This is a genomic window from Arthrobacter sp. sptzw42, from assembly GCF_059089685.1.
Genome location: NZ_JBNHEX010000002.1, coordinates 1 through 17,825 on the forward strand (window position 1 = coordinate 1; position 17,825 = coordinate 17,825).

Annotated in this window: 16 protein-coding genes; 10 read left to right on the plus strand and 6 right to left on the minus strand. The window is 66.6% G+C overall.

The window, feature by feature from the left end:
- The first annotated feature begins 221 nt into the window (after nucleotides 1–221).
- The 5 genes from AC5RT4_RS02060 to AC5RT4_RS02080 all read left to right on the plus strand — a co-directional run bounded on the left by AC5RT4_RS02060 (nucleotide 222) and on the right by AC5RT4_RS02080 (nucleotide 6,665).
- Nucleotides 222–1,112, plus strand: a complete 891-nt coding sequence (locus AC5RT4_RS02060; protein ID WP_494104741.1) for an SMP-30/gluconolactonase/LRE family protein — start codon at nucleotides 222–224, stop codon at nucleotides 1,110–1,112.
- Nucleotides 1,113–1,306: 194 nt separating this feature from the next.
- Nucleotides 1,307–2,011, plus strand: a complete 705-nt coding sequence (locus tag AC5RT4_RS02065) for an AfsR/SARP family transcriptional regulator (protein ID WP_494104742.1) — start codon at nucleotides 1,307–1,309, stop codon at nucleotides 2,009–2,011.
- Nucleotides 2,012–2,388: 377 nt separating this feature from the next.
- Nucleotides 2,389–3,084 (plus strand): cyclodeaminase/cyclohydrolase family protein, encoded by a 696-nt coding sequence (locus AC5RT4_RS02070; protein ID WP_494104743.1) that lies wholly within the window; start codon nucleotides 2,389–2,391, stop codon nucleotides 3,082–3,084.
- A 150-nt stretch (nucleotides 3,085–3,234) separates the two neighbouring features.
- A complete protein-coding gene (locus AC5RT4_RS02075) occupies nucleotides 3,235–4,623 on the plus strand; it encodes a sigma 54-interacting transcriptional regulator (protein ID WP_494104744.1) in 1,389 nt (462 codons plus the stop codon).
- Between the two features lie 35 nt (nucleotides 4,624–4,658).
- Nucleotides 4,659–6,665, plus strand: coding sequence for a vWA domain-containing protein (locus AC5RT4_RS02080; protein ID WP_494104745.1), 2,007 nt, complete (start codon nucleotides 4,659–4,661; stop codon nucleotides 6,663–6,665).
- A gap of 33 nt (nucleotides 6,666–6,698) precedes the next feature.
- On the opposite strand, the gene AC5RT4_RS02085 is transcribed toward AC5RT4_RS02080, so the two are convergent.
- Nucleotides 6,699–7,982, minus strand: coding sequence for an MFS transporter (locus AC5RT4_RS02085; protein ID WP_494104896.1), 1,284 nt, complete (start codon nucleotides 7,980–7,982; stop codon nucleotides 6,699–6,701).
- A 126-nt stretch (nucleotides 7,983–8,108) separates the two neighbouring features.
- Here AC5RT4_RS02085 and AC5RT4_RS02090 point away from each other — a divergent pair, with 126 nt between their 5' ends.
- From AC5RT4_RS02090 to AC5RT4_RS02105, 4 genes are all read left to right on the plus strand, one after another.
- Nucleotides 8,109–9,053 (plus strand): 5'-3' exonuclease, encoded by a 945-nt coding sequence (locus AC5RT4_RS02090; protein WP_494039572.1) that lies wholly within the window; start codon nucleotides 8,109–8,111, stop codon nucleotides 9,051–9,053.
- 157 nt (nucleotides 9,054–9,210) lie between these two features.
- Nucleotides 9,211–9,384, plus strand: coding sequence for a hypothetical protein (locus AC5RT4_RS02095; protein WP_494039573.1), 174 nt, complete (start codon nucleotides 9,211–9,213; stop codon nucleotides 9,382–9,384).
- Between the two features lie 117 nt (nucleotides 9,385–9,501).
- Nucleotides 9,502–9,927, plus strand: a complete 426-nt coding sequence (locus AC5RT4_RS02100) for a ChaB family protein (protein WP_494039574.1) — start codon at nucleotides 9,502–9,504, stop codon at nucleotides 9,925–9,927.
- A 33-nt stretch (nucleotides 9,928–9,960) separates the two neighbouring features.
- A complete protein-coding gene (locus tag AC5RT4_RS02105; RefSeq protein ID WP_494104746.1) occupies nucleotides 9,961–12,141 on the plus strand; it encodes an elongation factor G-like protein EF-G2 in 2,181 nt (726 codons plus the stop codon).
- 19 nt (nucleotides 12,142–12,160) lie between these two features.
- On the opposite strand, the gene AC5RT4_RS02110 is transcribed toward AC5RT4_RS02105, so the two are convergent.
- From AC5RT4_RS02110 to AC5RT4_RS02130, 5 genes are all read right to left on the minus strand, one after another.
- Complete coding sequence (locus tag AC5RT4_RS02110; RefSeq protein WP_494039576.1) at nucleotides 12,161–13,858, minus strand: alkaline phosphatase D family protein; 1,698 nt, start codon at nucleotides 13,856–13,858, stop codon at nucleotides 12,161–12,163.
- Between the two features lie 53 nt (nucleotides 13,859–13,911).
- Nucleotides 13,912–14,649, minus strand: coding sequence for an anti-sigma factor domain-containing protein (locus AC5RT4_RS02115; protein ID WP_494039577.1), 738 nt, complete (start codon nucleotides 14,647–14,649; stop codon nucleotides 13,912–13,914).
- Complete coding sequence (locus AC5RT4_RS02120; protein ID WP_494040124.1) at nucleotides 14,636–15,172, minus strand: RNA polymerase sigma factor; 537 nt, start codon at nucleotides 15,170–15,172, stop codon at nucleotides 14,636–14,638. Before AC5RT4_RS02120 ends, AC5RT4_RS02115 begins: the two co-directional genes overlap by 14 nt.
- Nucleotides 15,173–15,312: 140 nt before the next feature.
- Nucleotides 15,313–16,056 carry a class F sortase gene (locus AC5RT4_RS02125; RefSeq protein WP_494039578.1) on the minus strand — a complete coding sequence of 248 codons (744 nt, stop codon included), beginning with the start codon at nucleotides 16,054–16,056 and terminating at the stop codon, nucleotides 15,313–15,315.
- A gap of 160 nt (nucleotides 16,057–16,216) precedes the next feature.
- A complete protein-coding gene (locus AC5RT4_RS02130) occupies nucleotides 16,217–17,041 on the minus strand; it encodes a DUF4397 domain-containing protein (protein WP_494039579.1) in 825 nt (274 codons plus the stop codon).
- A gap of 261 nt (nucleotides 17,042–17,302) precedes the next feature.
- Here AC5RT4_RS02130 and AC5RT4_RS02135 point away from each other — a divergent pair, with 261 nt between their 5' ends.
- Entirely contained in the window at nucleotides 17,303–17,818 is a 516-nt protein-coding gene (locus AC5RT4_RS02135; protein WP_494039580.1) for a flavin reductase family protein, read from the plus strand.
- Nucleotides 17,819–17,825: the final 7 nt, after the last annotated feature.

Sequence of the window (17,825 nt, forward strand, 5' to 3'; positions counted from 1 at the left end):
CCCCCCCCCCCCCCCCCCCCCCCCCCCCCCCCCCCCCCCCCCCCCCCCCCCCCCCCCCCCCCCCCCCCCCCCCCCCCCCCCCCCCCCCCCCCCCCCCGCTGCGGTGTTTGACGGCCAACACCTCCTGCCGCGCTATCGTTACCATATTCCGGGCGCGCCACGTGCTGCCTGCGAAACAATCTTCAACGCATGGTTGGAGAACTGGAGGCAAAGGAGGTCCGATGGGTGATGAACTGACGACAGGCCGGCTGGAGCGCCTGGCCAATGGGTCGGCATGGGCGGAAGGTCCTCTCTGGGTACCGGCGTCCCAGAGCCTGCGCTGGAGCGACATCCCCAATAACCGCATCCTCGAGTTCCACCCCGCCACGGGAATCACCAGCGAATACGCAGCCGGCGTCGAGTTCACGAATGGCCGGACCCTCGATGGTGACGGCAGCGTGGTGCAATGCAGTCACGGGCGCCGCCGGGTTGAGCGGGACCGCGACGGCACGGTGACAGGACTCGTCGAGTCCTTCCAGGGCCGGCGGCTGAACTCACCGAACGACGTGGTTATCGCACGTGACTCCAGCATCTGGTTCACGGACCCCCCGTACGGGATTCTTCCGGGCACCAGGGAAGGGCACGAGGGAGAGCAGGAATACGGAGGCTGCTACGTATTCCGCTTCGAGCCCGCCTCCCGGACCCTTACGGCTGCAGTCACAGACCTCGTGTACCCCAACGGACTGGCCTTTTCACCGGACGAATCGGTCCTGTACGTTGCGGACACGGCCGGTCCGGGTCTCGGCGTTCCGCTGAGGATCGCAGCCTACGACGTGGCCGGTGCCGCCTGCAGCCCCCGCGGAGCCGTTCTCGAGCTTGAAGAAGGCCACGCCGCTGACGGATTAAGGGTTGACGTCGAAGGCAGGATTTGGACCTCAGCCGGCCCGGAGGTACGGATCTATTCGCCGTCCTTCGAGCTCCTCGGAACCATTAACGTGCCCGAGGGGGTATCGAACGTGTGTTTCGGAGGCCCGGACGGTGAGGACCTTTACATCACCGCCACCAGCAGCCTGTACCGGATCCGCACCACCACCCGCGACGCGGCCGCCCCGGCCCAAGCAGGAAGTCCATAGACCGCCCGCTTCTGCCCGGGGAACAGGCCGGGGAAGTCCCTGGGCTTGCACACGTGAAGGAATCTTTAACCGGTCTCAGAAGGCGTCGATCATTGACAGCCCGGCGCGGACTGCGGAAAGTGGTTGTTGCATCTGTTCCAGCCCTGTGCTGGAGTTCGGGGGTACCCATGGGCAATGACGGCTATGGTCTTCACGTGAGGCTGCTGCAGTCGTGGCAGCTTCGCCAGGACGGCGAGGTCCTGCATGTCGCCACGCGGCAACAGCGGCTTATTACCGCGCTGGCCATCCATGGTCCCCGTCCCCGAAGCTTTCTCGCTGGCCTGCTGTGGCCGGAAATCGCCGAGCAAAAGGCACTCGAAAGCGTTCGTGTTGCCGTACACCTCATCTCGCGGCAGGTGCCGGGCCTTTTGGTCAACGGCGGTTCAGTACTGTCCTTGAGCGAACGGGTGGACGTGGACCTGCACAGGCTTCGGGCCCGGATCCGGGAACTGGGGCAGGCCGGGCTCGACGGGAATGCCACCTTCCTTCTTCAGCAGTTACGGGAAGCGGAACTGCTCCCCGGCTGGTATGAGGACTGGGTGCTTTTCGAACAGAACAGGCTGCAGCAGGACCGGCTCCACGCCTACCACCTGATCGCCCGCCAGTCGCTGGTCCGTTGCGATTATGAGGCGGCCCTGCAGGCTTCGGAGGCCGCGCTGGCCATTGAGCCGCTTCGTGAGAGCGCGGTTGGACTGCTCATCGAGGCCGAACGGCGCCAGGGAAACAACGCTGCCGCGCTTCGGGCCTATGAAAAGTTCCAATGCCGGTTGAAGGAGGACCTGGGTCTTGTGCCTTCGGAGGATCTGCGGCGCATCGCAAGGGAAATTGCGTCACGGGCCAACCAACCGGAAACTGCCTAAACCTTCCGCGGGGGCTCGGCTTGGGACAGAACCCATTGACGCACCAACCTGAGGACTTCCTCCGGATCGACCGCATAAACGGTGGCCGGGTCAGCCGTGGGGACTTGGCTGAAAGTCAACCTTGCGCGAAACCCCGGCGCCTGGTCGGGTTCGTTCCAGGTGCGGATCACCAGAGTACCCATCGACGGCGTTGCCCGGTCTGATTCGTCTCCGCCAGGAGGTCCTGACAGAGGATCATCCGTTGTCATGACATGTCACCTTACTCTCATTTAGTCGGGGGCACCTGCCTTGATCCTGCTCAACAAGAATCAGGAATAAGCTTGGGTTCGCCCAAAATCTGCTCAAGATCCTCCGGAACAAGGGGCACAATAGGTGCCATGGCTGAATCTGAAGCGGTAACAACCCAAGGCTCCACAGTTGAGGAATGGACACAGGCGCTGGCAGAGTCCAAAGGTTCGCCGGGCGGAGGGGCAGGAACAGGAGTCATGCTTGCCATCGCCGCGTCCCTGGCGTCAATGGTGGCCGGCTACTCAGAACCAAGCCACGATCAGGCAGGGGAGCTGGCCGATATTCACGCCCGGGCGCGTTCCCTCCGGAAGACCGCCCTGCAACTGGCCGACGACGACGCTGCCGCCTCCGAAGCATTCGGCGCAGCTTTCCGCCTGGAGCCGGGGCGGGAACGCGACGACGCGATCCACAAAGCGTCCGTGAACGCCGCGAAAGCTTCCGCAGTGCTGGGCGAAAGGGCTATTGAAGCCATCGACGACCTCGGCTGGCTTGCCGCCAGCGGTAACCCGGCGCTGATCGCCGACGTCGTGGTTGCTTTCGGCGCCCTTCGGGCAGCAGTAACCGGGGCGCGTACGAACGTCAGCTTCGACCTGGCAACGCTGCGGTCCGCCGGTGCCACCCTTGAGCAGATCCGCGAAGAGCATCCCGTCCTGTGGGCCACTGTCCAGCAGCTGAACGCGGCGCTGGACCGGATCGACGAACTGACAGCTGCCGTGGACCACCGCGCCGCCCCCACCGACACCGGCAACGCCCCGGACCAGCAGGGCAGTCAGAGTCAGGCCTGATAAACCGGTTTCGTAACGGTTATGCGGCAGGGCAGTCAGTCGCCGGAGAGAAATTCCGGCCAAGCCTCACAATAGCCGGACAGGAAGGTGGCAGGCAGCGATCACAAAATTTCCTCGATTCGCGGCACAGGTGGGGCTTACCGTGGAGGGGTGACTGATCGACCCGACATTTTCACCCTTGGGGAACTGCGTGCCGCCGGGCACGTCCAGAAGGACCTGCGCCGCGAGATCCGCGACAACCTGCTCGCGGCGCTCGCCTCCGGCCAGGACCCCTGGCCGGGCTTGTACGGTTTCAGCCGGACGGTCCTTCCCCAGCTTGAGCGCGCCTTGATCGCCGGCCACGACGTGGTCCTGCTGGGGGAGCGCGGGCAGGGCAAGACGCGGCTCCTGCGCACGTTGGCCGGACTGCTGGACGAGTGGTCCCCGGTCATCGAGGACTCGGAACTGAACGAGCACCCGTATGGGCCGATCACGGAGCAGTCCCGGGCCCGGGCGCTCACTGAAGGGGACCGTCTGCGGGTGGCGTGGCGCCACCGCTCCGAACGGTACGTGGAGAAGCTTGCGACGCCGGACACCTCAGTTGCCGACCTTGTCGGCGATGTGGACCCGATGCGCGTGGCTGAGGGCCGCCGCCTGGGCGACCCCGAAACCATCCACTACGGTTTGGTCCCCCGCTCCAACCGCGGAATCATCGCCATCAACGAACTGCCGGACCTCGCCGAGCGGATCCAGGTGGCAATGCTCAACGTGATGGAGGAACGCGATATCCAGATCCGCGGCTACGTCCTGCGGCTGCCGCTGGACGTGCTCGTCGTCGCGTCCGCCAACCCGGAGGACTACACCAACCGCGGCCGGATCATCACGCCGCTGAAGGACCGGTTCGGCGCGGAGATCCGGACGCACTACCCGATAGAGGTGGACGACGAAGTAGCGATCATCCGGCAGGAGGGCCAGCTGGTGGCCGATGTTCCGCCGGTCATCCTTGAGATCCTGGCCCGCTACACCCGCGCGCTCCGGCAGTCCCCGGCGGTCAACCAGAGCTCGGGAGTGTCAGCGCGCTTCGGCATCGCAGGGGCCGAGACCGTGGCCGCGGCAGCACTTCGCCGGGCCAGTGTCCGGGGGGAGGAAGAAGCAGTGGCGCGGATCGTCGACCTGGGCGCAGCCGTGGATGTCCTCACGGGCAAGATCGAGTTCGAGTCGGGAGAGGAAGGCCGGGAACAGGACGTCCTGGAGCACCTCCTGCGTACCGCCACCGCCGAAACGGTGCGGGCGCATTATCACGGCATCGACCTGGGCCCGCTTGTCGCCGCCCTGGACGGCCACACCACCGTCACAACCGGCGAACACGTCACGGCGCAGGAGTTCCTCGAAAACCTGCCGTCCCTCAACGGATCGGGACTTTACGATCAGATCAGCGGGCGGCTCGGGGCGGTAAACCGGGGGCAGCGCGCGGCCGCCATCGAACTCGCCCTGGAAGGGCTCTACCTCGCCCGCCGGATTTCCAAGGAATCCGACGACGAGGAAACCATTTACGGCTAGCTTGAGCGCGGCTGGAAGCAGAACCAGGAGGCGACATGGCCATCCACCACCACTCCGCCAGATATGGCAGGTACGCCGGCGGACCCGATCCGCTCGCGCCGCCCGTTGATCTCGCAGAGGCCCTCGACGCTGTCGCCGAGGACGTCATGGCCGGTTACTCGCCCCGCCACGCGCTGCAGGAGTTCCTGCGGCGCGGCGGCCGTAACCGGGAAGGCCTGGACGATCTGGCCCGACGTGTCCGGCAGCGCCGCAGTGAGCTGCTGGGCAGGCATCGGCTGGACGGCACCCTAAACGAGGTGCAAAAGCTGCTGGAAACGGCAGTCCTGGAAGAACGCAAGCAGCTGGCCCGCGACGCCATGATGGACAACACCGACCGCGCCCTCCGGGAAATGGAGCTCCAAAACCTGCCGGCATCCACGGCGGCTGCCGTCAACGAGCTCGCCTCGTACGACTGGCAGTCCAGCACCGCCCGCGAAGCCTACGAACACATCAAGGACCTGCTGGGCCGCGAGGTCCTGGACCAGCGGTTCGCCGGGATGAAGCAGGCGCTTCAAAACGCCACGGACGAAGACCGGGCAGTTGTGGCCGAGATGCTGCGGGATCTCAACGGCCTGCTGGACAAACACCGGCGCGGTGAGGACACGGACGCCGACTTCGAGCAGTTTATGACCCGGCACGGCGGCTTTTTCCCGGAAAACCCGCGGTCAGTCGAGGAACTGATCGACGCCCTCGCCAAACGCGCGGCCGCGGCCCAGCGGCTCCTGCAGTCCATGTCCGCCGAGCAGCGCGATGAGCTGATGCGGCTGTCCGCGCAGGCTTTCGGATCACCCGAACTGATGGCCCAGCTTGATCAACTCGACTCCAGCCTGCGCGCCCTGCGCCCCGGCGAGGACTGGACCGGCTCCGAACGCTTCGAGGGCCAGGAAGGCCTGGGCCTGGGCGACGGCACCGGGGTGCTGCAGGACATCGCCGAACTGGACGGACTGGCTGAACAATTGTCCCAGTCCTACAACGGATCAAACCTCGGCGACCTGGATCTGGATGCCCTCGCCCGGCAACTGGGGCAGAACGCCGCCGTGACCGCCCGGACGCTCGCAGAAATTGAACGCGCCATGCAGGACGGCGGCTACCTGAAGCGGGGACCCGACGGGGACCTCCGGCTGTCACCGCAGGCAATGCGGCGGCTCGGCAGGTCACTGCTGCGTGACACCGCAAAGCAGCTCTTCGGCCGGCAGGGGCGGCGCGACACGCGCGTGGCCGGAGCGGCCGGGGAACCAACCGGGTCCAGCCGTCTGTGGGAGTTCGGCGATGCGGAGCCCTGGGATGTCACCCGTACCCTCACCAACGCAATCAGCCGGACCGTAGCCGACGGCGGCAACCCCGGGAGCAGGCTCAAGCTCACGGCGGCTGACATCGAAGTCAGTGAGACGGAGGCCCGGACCCAGGCCGCCGTCGTCCTGCTCGTCGACGTGTCTTTCTCCATGGCGGCCGAGGGGAGGTGGGTGCCGATGAAACGCACCGCCCTGGCCCTGCACCACCTGGTCTCTACCCGCTTCCGCGGCGACCGGCTGGAACTCATCACGTTCGGCCTTCAGGCTCAGTCGATGGATATCGGTGAACTGACGGCCCTGCCTGTCCGGCGGGAGCAGGGGACCAACCTGCATCACGGGCTGCTGCTGGCCGGCCGTTTCTTCCGCCGGCACCCGTCCATGCAGCCTGTACTCCTGGTGGTGACCGACGGCGAACCGACAGCGCATCTGCTGCCGGAGGGTGAGCCGTGGTTCTGCTGGCCATCAGATCCGGAAACCATCCGCGTCACGGTCGCTGAGCTGGACCGGCTTGGGCGTGCGGGGACGCAGGCCACGTTTTTCCGGCTCGGTGATGACCCCAGCCTAGAGCGGTTCGTCCAGCGGATGGCGCGGCGGGTGGGCGGCCGGGTGGTCGCGCCCGACCTCGGCGGACTCGGGGCCGCTGTTGTGGGCGAGTACCTGCGGGCGCATTTCCGCGGCCGGGTTTTCGGCGACTCCGACTGGGCTTCCTAGCTTCCGCGCGAGGGCGCACGTCCCCGCCACGCTTCAGGGAAGGGGTTCCCCAGCTGATCCCTTGTCCGGACGATCCGTTGCGGCGGTGGCACGGTCAGCGGGAGAACCCTGCCGCCGGCTGGCCACCAGGAACGGAACCGCGAGGCTCTGGAAGAACCCAGCGAGAGCCAGTGACATCGGATAGCCGTACAGGTCCGCGCTCCTGCCAAGCACCGGCTGAACCACAACGCCGCCGCTGGATCCCATCAGCGAGTCGAAGCTGAGCACGGTGGCGCGCTGCTTGGACGGGATCATGTCGTTGACATAGGCCTGCCGGACCGGGGTGGCAGCGGAATCAATGACGGCCCACAACGTCAACAGGGCCAAAGCCACCCAGAACACCCGGGTAAAGCCGAGCACCACAAGCAGGACGGCACTGATGCTGCCGCTGAGGATCAACACGGATGTGCGCTTGCGGAACCAGGCCCGCACGTAGGGTGCAAGCCAGCCGCCCACCACCTCCGCACCGGCCACGATGGCCGCCGCCAGTCCGGCTACTGAATAAGCGCGTGGGTCGCCGAAGAGCTCCAGCAGGTAGGGCTGCAGGGCGTAAAAGACATAAATCCCGACGCCGGCACTGAAGGGGGCGGCCAGCATGACGTACCGTACGGACGGGATTTTCAGGCCGTTCTCTATGGAAGCGGAGAGTACTGCCTGTGTTGCCCGAAGTGGGTGGGTGGAGCGCTCAGGGGTGAACCCGACATCGTGCATCAGCCAAAAGGCGACCGCGAACATGGCCAGCAGCACCCCCACGCGCACCAGGAACGGCACGCCAAGATCCGTGGCCTGGGCTATCATGCCGCCGGCAACTGAACCGGCCAGCATCGCCACCCCGGAGACCATCTGACCGCGCCCGAAGACGCCTTCCAGCCCGCCTTCATACCCGGAATAGCGCAGCGCATCCACGAGCCAGGCTTCAACGGCGCCAGAGAAGAACGTGAAGCCCAGGCCAAGCAATACCGATACCACCGCCCACAACGGGAACGGGGCGGAGAACTGCCACAGCAGGTAGTAGAGGTAGGTGGAGCCCGCCAGCGTCACGGTGCCGAGCAGGAACGAAACCCGGCGCCCCCAGCCGTCCGCAACCACACCGGTGGGAACCTCGAAAATCACCATTCCCACTGTGAAGAACGCGTTGGCGGCGAAGGCCTCGAAATTGCTCAGGCCCGCATCCAGCAGGAACAGCGTGTTAACGCCCCAGATAAACGAGGCCGCGAGCGTATTGCCCAGCGTCAGCGTCAGGTAGATGCGCTGGATCCTGCGGGCCGCGGAGTTCATCGGTTCGGCGGCCCGGCCCCTGCGTGCAAGGAACACGAGGTTATTGTCGCCCTGTTCATGCTCCTGTGCCAGTGGGAACGGCGCCGCTGCCGCCACAGCAGCCGCAATCCATGTCAGGATCAGGGTATGCCTGACCGCCTGATGCTGCTCGACACCGCTTCGCTGTACTTTCGCGCCTTCTATGGCCTGCCCGACTCGATCCGCCGGGCAGACGGGACACCCGTTAACGCCGTTCGGGGACTCCTGGACATGATCGCGCGGCTGACGACGGATTACGGGGCCACGCATCTCATTGCGTGCTGGGATGATGACTGGCGGCCGCAGTGGCGGGTGGACCTGGTTCCCACCTATAAGTCGCATCGTGTCGCCGAGACCAACACGGACGCCCCCGACGTTGAGGTGGTGCCGGACGCACTCGAGGCGCAGCTCCCCATGATCCGGCGCGTACTCGGCCTGGCCGGAATCGCCGTCGTCGGTGCTGCCGACCATGAGGCCGATGACGTTGTGGGCACCTACGCCACCCAGGCCGGGCTTCCTGTCGACGTGGTCACCGGGGACCGCGACCTGTTCCAGGTTTGCGACGACGCCCGCCAGGTCCGGGTCATTTACACCGCACGCGGCATGAGGAACCTTGAGATCATGACCGAAGCGGTGGTGGTGGGGAAGTACCGCGTGCTGCCCCAGCAGTACGCCGATTACGCCACGCTTCGCGGTGACGCATCGGACGGCCTGCCGGGTGTGGCCGGGATCGGCGAGAAGACGGCAGCATCATTGCTCCTGAAATACGGCACCCTCGAAAACCTGCTCGAAGCTGCAGCGGACCCGCACAGCGGCCTCTCGTCACCCGTCCGGGCCAAGCTGGAGGCTGCCGCTGACTACCTCATGGCCGCGCCCGCCGTCGTCCGCCTTGTGCGGGACCTCACCCTGCCTTCGCTGGAGGAAGCAGGCGCACGGCTGCACCCCGTCACGGGGGAGGCCCGCGCAGAACTCGAAAGCCTCGCCACTGAATGGAACCTCGGCGGTTCGGTCCGGCGCCTGCTCGACGCGCTGGACCGCACCGGGCCAAGCTGAAACGCGGCGGTGCAGGTGCGGCCGTGTTCCCGCCAGGCGGCCCGAAACTGCCCATTTCTTGAGCAAAAGTGACATGTTCTGCCGCCTTCGGGGCCGTTAGGGTGGGCTTCAGTGGTTCAAGCAGCCGGACCGCAACATTGGGGGGAATGGAGTGTTCATGGCTGAGAGCCAGGACCGGCACGACAGTTCCAACGGGGACGCGAAGAAGAACGCTGCCAGCGAGGCAGAGGAGGAACAGCAGGCAGAAGCTCCTGCTGCCGCGCCGGAAGATAAGCCCCGCCGTCCGCGCCTCTACGGTTACGACCCCGACCATTGGCCGGAGCTGGGTTGATGCCGGAACCCGGACGGGCCCGGCAGGCCGGGACCGGCAGCAGACAAGCCAACCACGGCGTGGCTAAGCTTGGTGTGTCCGGACCATCAGCCTGCTGACGAAAGCGCGGTGAGTGCAATGCCGAAGACGGGAAAAAACCACCACGCCCGCAAGGACGAGCTTCCCTCAACCCTGCAGCGCTCGGACCGCAAAGCGCAGGATACGTTCGCCAAAACCTACGATTCCGCAATGGAGTCCTACGACCAGGACGAAAGCCGCGCTGCCCGCACCGCCTACGCATCCCTGAAACACAGCTACGAAAAAGTGGGGGACCACTGGGAGCCCAAAGAGCAACGCGGGCCCTCGGACAAGCGGGCGGAAAAGGGACCCGGTTCAGCCGAGCCCACCGCCGGCGGCGTGGACGCAAATGCCACAAAGAAACACCTGCTGGAGCGGGCCCGGGAACTGGAGATCGCCGGCCGCTCAAAAATGGACAAGGACGAACTCGTCAAAGCGCTGCAAAAGGCGAACGACGCCGCCACCCGTAAGGCCCGCGAAAAGTAGCAAACAACCAGGCAAAGACGCCAGGAGGTTCCGATGTCCGTGAAAGGCACCAAGGACGCAGCAGGTACTGCAGGACGGGGCGGGCCGGAAGGCCGGCCCGGCAACGGTTCCGCCGCGGTCTCGCCGCGGGACGCTGCCATGGTCAGGAACGTAGCACTCGTGGGCCGCTCCGGTGCCGGCAAAACCACCCTGGTCGAGGCCCTGCTTGAGGCCAATGGCATGATCACCCGGAAGGGCTCCGTGGTTGACGGCACCACCGTGAGCGATTCCGATCCCGCCGCCATCCACCAGCAACGCTCCGTGGCAGTGTCGGTGGTCCCGCTGCCGGTAGCAGGCATGAAAATCAACCTCCTCGATACTCCAGGCTACCCGGACTTCATCGGTGAGCTACGGGCCGGCCTTCGCGCTGCTGACGCCGTCCTTTTCGCCGTTTCCGCCGTTGACGGCGTGGACGCGGGCACCACAGCGATCTGGCAGGAGTGCCAGTACCTGGGAATGCCCCGCGCTGTGGTCATCACCCGGCTGGACCACCCCCGCGCTGATTACGACGGCGTCCTGGCCGCCTGCCGCGCAGCGTTCGGCGACACCGTGCTCCCGCTGTACGTCCCCGTCAGGGCCGGCGGGGAGGTAAGCGGCCTCCTCGGCCTGCTGTCCGGCACGGTCTTTGAGTATGCCCCCGAGACCCCGGGCGGCGCAGCGCGTGCCGGGGAGCCGCAGGAGATCGCGGCAGCGGACGCTGCCCGTGCCGAGCTGATCGAGGGCATCATCGCGGAAAGCGAAGATGAAACGCTGATGGAGCGTTACCTTGGGGGCGAGGACATCGACGCCGGCGTGCTCATCGCAGACCTGGAGACCGCCGTCGCCCGCGGCTCCTTCTTCCCGGCGGTGCCGGCCTCCGCGCTTACCGGGCTGGGCACGGCGGAGTTGCTGGAGCTGCTCACCAAGGCGTTTCCGTCACCACCGGAGCGGCCGCTGCCGCGGGCGACGGACCTCAACGGAGCGCCCGTCCGGACCCTTGCCTGCAACCCGGAGGGGCCGCTGGCGGCCGAGGTGGTCCGCACCACCGTGGACGCTTTCCTGGGCCGCGTCTGCCTGGTCCGGGTGTTCTCCGGAACCCTGCGGGGGGACACGCCGGTACACGTAAGCGGACACGGCCTGGCTGACCGCGGGCACCAGGACCACGACACCGACGAACGGCTCACCCACCTCTACTCACCCCTCGGAGCCACGCTTCGGCCGGTGCCCTTTTGTATCGCCGGCGACATCGCCGCGGTAGCCAAGCTGGGCAGCGCCGAGACCGGAGACACCATCTCGGCCAAGGACCAGCCATTGCTGCTGGCCACCTGGGAGATGCCGGAACCGCTGATGCCGGTGGCCGTTGAAGCCGATTCCCATGGTGACGAGGATGCCCTGGCCCGCAGCCTGGGCAAGGTAGCGGCCGGCGATCCAACGCTGCGGGTGGACCGGAACGCCGAAACCCACCAGCTGATCCTCTGGTGCATGGGGGAGGCCCACGCCGAAGTGGTGCTGGACCGGCTGCGGGACCAGGGCGTCAAGCTGCACACCGTGGACGTCGTGACGCCCCTGCGGGAAACCTTTTCCACCCGCGCCGCAGGGCACGGGCGCCACGTCAAGCAATCCGGCGGCCACGGCCAGTATGCCGTCTGCGACATCGAAGTTGAGCCCCTGCCGAGGGGATCCGGCTTCGAATTCCTGGACAAAACGGTAGGTGGCGTGATTCCCGGCACCTATATCTCTTCCGTTGAGAAGGGCGTGCGTGCGCAGATGCAGAGAGGCGTTGCGTCCGGCTTCCCGGTAGTGGATGTGCGTGTGACGGTGGTGGGCGGCAAGGCGCACAGCGTCGACTCCTCTGACGCGGCCTTCCAGGCAGCCGGTGCCCTTGCCCTGCGGGAAGCGGCAGCGGCGGGCAAAATCCAGCTACTGGAACCTGTCTCCTCCGTGGCGATCAGCGTCCCTGACGAACATGTGGGGACCGTGATGAGTGACCTTTCGGGGCGCCGCGGCCGCCTTACCGGCACCACCTCCGCCGGCGGGGACCGGACCGAAATCACGGCCGAAGTGCCGGACCAGGAACTCCTGAAATATGCGGTGGAACTGCGTGCCCTAACGGCGGGGACCGGCACCTTCAGCCGTCAGTACATCCGCCATGATCCCGTGCCCGGCAACCTGGCCGCTGCCGGGGCGGGCAGGTGATCCTGGGACTTCGGCGGGCTCAAGGCGCCTGCGGCGCGTGCTGTTCCGCTTTCCTGGGAGTGGTGCTTCTGGGCGTAATGGTGAGCGACGCGACACGCTTCAGCCGAGGGTGGAGCTGGTCACCGCCTTCCACCACGCCTTTCTGCCACCACAGGTCCAGGCCTTTTGCCGTGACCTCAAGGCAGGCCAGGTTGTTGTCGAACCAAGGCCCCTTGATGCCGGACCAGTTGAAGGGCGGGTCCGGGACTTTGGCAGAGTGCGCCGCGAGGGCCCCCAGCGATGCCGCAAGCCCGTAGGACGAGATGGCGGTGACAAACCGCATCAGCCGGGGCAGCGGATTACGGATCGGCGAGCAGACAGCCTGGATGATCCTGCTCCCGGTTGCCCGCTGCACTTCGGAGACGTAGGAAAAGTGGACGTCCCCCGAGAGGAACACCACGGCCTCCGGCGCGTCCCCGCGCTTGCCGTCCGCCACCTCGCTGGCCAGGGCGGCGAGGCGCTGGAAGCTTTTCTGGAAGGCCGCCCAGTGTTCCAGGTCCAATGCCTGGCGCAGCTTTTCTGCGCCCTTGGCCGGCAGACGTCCCCACGCGCCCTCGGCAATGGCCTCGTTCCAGGATTCCACGTGGTGCAATCCCATCGGCAGGAGGAACGGCAGCGACGTGGCGATGAGGAGGTGGCGGAAACCGCCACGCATGCTGTCGTCCAGCCAGCCCATTTCGACCTCGTCCAGCAGTGCCCTTCGGTCCGGCGAAAGGTCCCGGGCCGCACGGGAGTCCACCACAATCAGCCGGGTGTCGCCGAAGTCGCGGCAGAGGCTCCACCGGTAGGTCCCGGGGTCGGCGTCAGCCCGTTCCACGAGTTGGTCCAGTTCGGCACTGATGTCCAATTCGCCGTCGCCGGTATGGTGAACCACCTGCTGCCACAGGGCGTCCCGGGATCGTTCCTGCGGAGACAGGTTCCCCAAATGCTGGTAGACCCAGTACGACGCCAGCCCGGAGACCACCCGTTCCCGCCACCAGGGGGTGGCGGCCATGTCCTGCTTCCACGTGAGGGATGCGTTCCAGTCGTCACGGATGTCGTGGTCATCAAAAATCATGCTGCTGGGCAGGGTGGACAGCAGCCACCGGTTGGCGGGGTCGGACCACGCCAGATAGTAGAGGTGGGCATACTCTTCGTAGTCCTTGAGCTCCTTTCCCGGCGCTTCCTTGATGTCCCGCCGGGAGCGGATAAACTCCTGCATGTGCTTGCTGGTTGAGTCCGCGTACACCTGGTCGCCCAGGAAGGCCACCAGGTCCGGCCAGGGGGTGCCGTCGTCGGAGGCCATCTGCAGGGCGTAGGCGCGCAGGGAGTCGACGCCGTGGCTTCGGTTTCCGGAGGCATCGTGGGGGATGCTGGTGCGGCAGGAGCCGAAGGCCAGGCGAAGGGGCCTGCCGGGAGCCAGGGTGGCAATTTTCGACGCCGGCAGGTCGGATTCCGGATCAGGCCACACCTGGGTCCCGTCGACTTCGACGGTGTAGGGGGTGACAGTTCCAGGCCCCAGCCCGGTCACCTCCACCAGCGCGTAGTGGTGCCCGTGAACGGCGAAGGTACGGGCGGCCCACCTGGTTCCGTTACCGCGGACCGTGACCTCCGCGGCGCTGCGGGTTTCCACCCAGATACTCGCCGAGTTTTCATCCACGAACCGCATCATGGGGCCGAGCACCAGGGGCGACGTCATGAATAAGTTGTACCCGCTCGGCGGCGCCGGCGCCATGGCTTGACACCAGCCGGTCAGGAGCTCAGGGTGCCCCTGACGATACTCACGCTGGAGTGCGCCGGATTGCCGTCCAGCGGTTCATCGGAAATATCAACGATGGGGTAGCCGGAAAGGTCCAGCCCTGCCGGAACGTCAAAGCGGCCGGACGAGGAATTCATGATGCCCAGGCTGACCAGCCGGGAAAGGTCCGGGGCAATAAGCCAGACTTCCTGGTAACCCCGGGCTTCGGTCTTATCCAGCTGCACCTCGATGGTCCGCGAACCGTCGCTGGTTTCGGTCACCGTGGCTGAACCCGTGGCGGAAAACCGGTCCAGCGGTTCCAGGCGTGCCGAGGCAAGCGGAACCGGGGCGACCGTCTGGTTGACGGCCACAACAACTCCGGTGGTGATGACTGCGGCGGCGGCAGCAGCTGCAAGCCACGTCGCCGGACGGCGAAGCCACGTTACCTTGGCCGGTGTTTGGACCGGCTGCGGTTCTGCAACGGATTTCTCCGCAGTGCGGGCCGGGCCAAGCGGGTCGGCCGCGACGGTGTCGGAGAGTCCCAGCGTGCGGTGTATTCCTTCCCAGACATTCGCGCCCGGACGCTCCAGGGAACTGGCGTCGGGGGTGGTCCGGACCGCGTTGACGGCGCGCCGGAGTGCGGCGTACTCGGCTGCGCATTCGGGGCAGGACCGGAGGTGGTCGGTGCTGCGGGTGTCCACGGGCTCGTCCAGGGCGAACAGGCTCAGGACTTCGGGGTCAAGGTGCTGCATGATCCACCTCCAATCTGTGTCTCAAATGGCTAAGGCTGCGGCGGATGTGACTCTTGACCGTACCAAGCGGAAGATTCAGTTGCCGTGAAATCTGGTCATGGGTCAGGTCATCGTAAAACGCCAAACGCATGATGGAACCCTGCGGTTCGCCGAGCCGGTCAAGCTCCCCGTCCAGCAGCAGCCGGTCGGCCAGGACTTCGGCGGAGGCGGAGGCCGCTGCGTCCTCCGCCTCCGGTTGGAGTTCCGCGGCCGCAAACACTTTCCGGTTTTCCCGGGCAGACGCGCTCAGGGCATCGGTGACGGCGTTACGGGTGATGCCCACAATCCACGCCGGCAATTCCGCCCTGCGGGGATCAAACGCCGACCGTGATTTCCAGACGCGGATGAAGACTTCCTGCGTGACGTCGTCTGCTGCAGTGCGGTTCCTCAGAGCCCGGAGCGCCAGTGTGTACACCAGGGGAGAGAACTGGCGGTACGCTTCGGCGAGCGCTGTCTCGTCGCCGGCGGAAAACAAGCGGCTCAGCTGGGGGTCCCAGCCGCCGGGGCCGGGTGGACGTTCTGCGGCTCCGCCTTCGTGCTGGGTTCCGCCGGAAGGCGCCGGGCCGGAAGGTGCCACATTGGCCTCCTTCCCCTCGGCGTTGAGTGTCAAGGCTGCGGAGCCGATCATTCCGGTTCCGCAGTGACAATGACATTGTCACTGTAGTCCTGTTTCTCGTCCAGCCAACGGCCTCCGCAGGTCACGAGCTTGAGCTGGTGCGGCCCGTCACGGCGGAAGAGGGAGCCGCCGTCGAACTTGTCCTTGGCCATCAGTTCAACGGAGCGAACCCGGTAGTTGAGGGCGGGTGCGCCGTGGCGCTCGATAGTGACGCGCGTGCCCGGCGCCAGGCCCTTCAGCTGCGACAACGGCGCCAGATCAGAAGTGGTGTCCACGTGGCCCGCCACCACTGCTGCCCCCGCCGCTGCGCCGGGGGCCGGCCCGTGCCGGTACCAGCCGGCCTGGTCGAAGGCGTCCGGGATCTCCATGGCCCCGTCAGGAGACACGCTGACTTCCACGATGTCCAGGCTGATGGTGGTGCCCTCGACTGTCAGGAACCGGGGTGCCGGGTCCCGGGGAGCGGCCGGGGCGGGGGTGACCTGGCGGACGGGAATGTCGGGCAGCGGGGCGGGGGTGCCGGTGGGAGCCGGTGGCGGTGTGGGGGAGGGAACGGCGCCGGCTGTTGCGGCGGGCGCAGCAGCTTCGGGCGGCGGCGGCGCTGCGGGAGTGCCGCAACCGGACAGCAGTACCGCCGCGGCAAAGACGACGGCGGCTCCCGCCCCGCGTGCCCCCGCTGCCTTGCGTCCAATGCGCGTCACCGCCGGATCCCGGGCATCGACTTGGAATGACTCCTCCGTCGTCGTGCTTTTCATGGGACTGCCTCCTCTATCCAGTCTGCGGGAGCTCCGCGGCCTGGTGGGTTGGAACACCAGGGGCGGACGTGCCGAGCCGGCCGACCGGAGGGGATAGCCGGTCGGCCGGGGTCTCGGTGCCGGAGCTTTGGGCGGTCACCCTGCTCCTGCAAGCGGTGCGCTAGCTTGCCCTGCGCAAAGCCACCGAACGGGATACTGCCGCGGCTCCCAGCAGGAGGGCGATGCCTGCGGCTCCGAATCCGGCAATCGCCATAACCTGGCCGGCACCCTCATCAGCAGCACCGGAACGCCCGCCCGGAACAGCACCCGGGGCTGAGTGCAGGCCCTCGATGGTCTGCACGGCGAGCTGCAGGTTCTGGTCCGTGAGGCTACCCCAGGCGTACACGATGGTGTGGGTGCCCTCGGCGACCGTAACGTCAGCCGGGCCGATAACGGGCTGGGTGGTTCCCGCCGCTGCCACAGCTGCCGGGATGGTGCCCGGGTCGAGGGTCAGGGTCTGCTCGTTCGGATTGGCCAGGTTGGAGATGACGGCGCTGCCGCCGGCCAGGACGTCGACGGCGGGAGCGGCAGCGGTGTGCCTGACGGTCAGCTTGCCCTTGCCGGCTTCAATTTGGGAGACGTCGTTGGTGAAGAGGTTTGCGGTGGGCTTGCCGGCTGCATCAAGGTTGGCCACTGCCGTGTAGTTGCCGTTGGCGGCGAGGGTCACGTTGACAGGACCGATGACGGCGGCAGTTGCGTCTGCCGCGTCGGCGGCGGTGATAGCCAGGGCGTAGCTTCCGGCCGGAAGGGCCAGCGGGCCGGCGAGGGTGCCGGGCGTGAAATCGTCCAGGGTCCGTTCACCATTGACCCAGACATCCACTGTCAGGCCCGGGACTCCGTGCAGGACGGACAGCTGGGCGTCTCCTTCCGCGGCCTGTGCCGGGCCGGCGAAAGCCAGTGCCGCCGCGATTGCCACTGCTCCTGATGCGAAAATGCTGGTGCGCATGATTCCTCCTTCTGCGGCCCGCTGGGCGGGCGGTTTTTGCTTACACCCCTACTACCGGCGGCGAAGGTCATCTGGATGCACATGCATGAAAAATCTTTAAAAACCTTTTTGGTCCCGCTCCTGAAGGCACGCCTGGCCCATTACGGCGGATGTACCGGTATGACCCTCCGTTTCGGCCGGCGTCGGTACGTTGCACCAGCGGTTGAACAGAAGGAGGGGCCGGTGGTCTGGTGAGGTAACGATCCAACGAGAGGGCCATCCATGACAGCCACATCAGATCTTGCTCCCCGCCGGCTTCGCGACATTTTTGGAACTTTCGCCACCGGTCTGACAGTGATCACCGGCACCACGGAGGAGGGGCCGGCGGGCTTTACCTGCCAGTCTTTTGCGTCGCTGTCCCTCGAGCCGGCGCTGGTGACCTTCAGCCCCGCCAGGAGCTCCAGGACCTGGCCGGTGCTGCGGCAGGCGGGATCCTTTGTTATTAACGTGCTCCCGGCCGAACACCAGCATCTCGCGGCGCAGTTCGCCAAGTCGGGGACGGACAAGTTTGCCGGCGTCGGCTACCAGGCTTCACCGCTGGGCTGCCCTGTCCTGGACGACGCCCTTGCCTGGTTCGATTGCGAGCTCCACGCCGAGTATGACGGCGGTGACCACACCATAGTGGTGGCTGCCGTGAGGCACTTATGGGCGCGGCAGGACGCGGAGCCATTGCTGTTTTTCAAGGGCCGGTATGCCGGGATTGCTCCAGCTGGCCGCCTCCTCGAAGCGGCCAGCTGAGCCTGCT

What these genes read in the sequence shown, in the direction of transcription:
- AC5RT4_RS02125 (WP_494039578.1), bottom strand. Translation starts at nt 16,056, where the DNA reads ATGAAAAGCACGACGACGGAGGAGTCATTCCAAGTCGATGCCCGGGAT.
- AC5RT4_RS02080 (WP_494104745.1), top strand. Translation starts at nt 4,659, where the DNA reads ATGGCCATCCACCACCACTCCGCCAGATATGGCAGGTACGCCGGCGGA.
- AC5RT4_RS02100 (WP_494039574.1), top strand. Translation starts at nt 9,502, where the DNA reads ATGCCGAAGACGGGAAAAAACCACCACGCCCGCAAGGACGAGCTTCCC.
- AC5RT4_RS02085 (WP_494104896.1), bottom strand. Translation starts at nt 7,982, where the DNA reads ATGAACTCCGCGGCCCGCAGGATCCAGCGCATCTACCTGACGCTGACG.
- AC5RT4_RS02070 (WP_494104743.1), top strand. Translation starts at nt 2,389, where the DNA reads ATGGCTGAATCTGAAGCGGTAACAACCCAAGGCTCCACAGTTGAGGAA.
- AC5RT4_RS02115 (WP_494039577.1), bottom strand. Translation starts at nt 14,649, where the DNA reads ATGCAGCACCTTGACCCCGAAGTCCTGAGCCTGTTCGCCCTGGACGAG.
- AC5RT4_RS02135 (WP_494039580.1), top strand. Translation starts at nt 17,303, where the DNA reads ATGACAGCCACATCAGATCTTGCTCCCCGCCGGCTTCGCGACATTTTT.
- AC5RT4_RS02090 (WP_494039572.1), top strand. Translation starts at nt 8,109, where the DNA reads ATGCCTGACCGCCTGATGCTGCTCGACACCGCTTCGCTGTACTTTCGC.
- AC5RT4_RS02130 (WP_494039579.1), bottom strand. Translation starts at nt 17,041, where the DNA reads ATGCGCACCAGCATTTTCGCATCAGGAGCAGTGGCAATCGCGGCGGCA.
- AC5RT4_RS02105 (WP_494104746.1), top strand. Translation starts at nt 9,961, where the DNA reads ATGTCCGTGAAAGGCACCAAGGACGCAGCAGGTACTGCAGGACGGGGC.
- AC5RT4_RS02060 (WP_494104741.1), top strand. Translation starts at nt 222, where the DNA reads ATGGGTGATGAACTGACGACAGGCCGGCTGGAGCGCCTGGCCAATGGG.
- AC5RT4_RS02095 (WP_494039573.1), top strand. Translation starts at nt 9,211, where the DNA reads ATGGCTGAGAGCCAGGACCGGCACGACAGTTCCAACGGGGACGCGAAG.
- AC5RT4_RS02110 (WP_494039576.1), bottom strand. Translation starts at nt 13,858, where the DNA reads ATGACGTCGCCCCTGGTGCTCGGCCCCATGATGCGGTTCGTGGATGAA.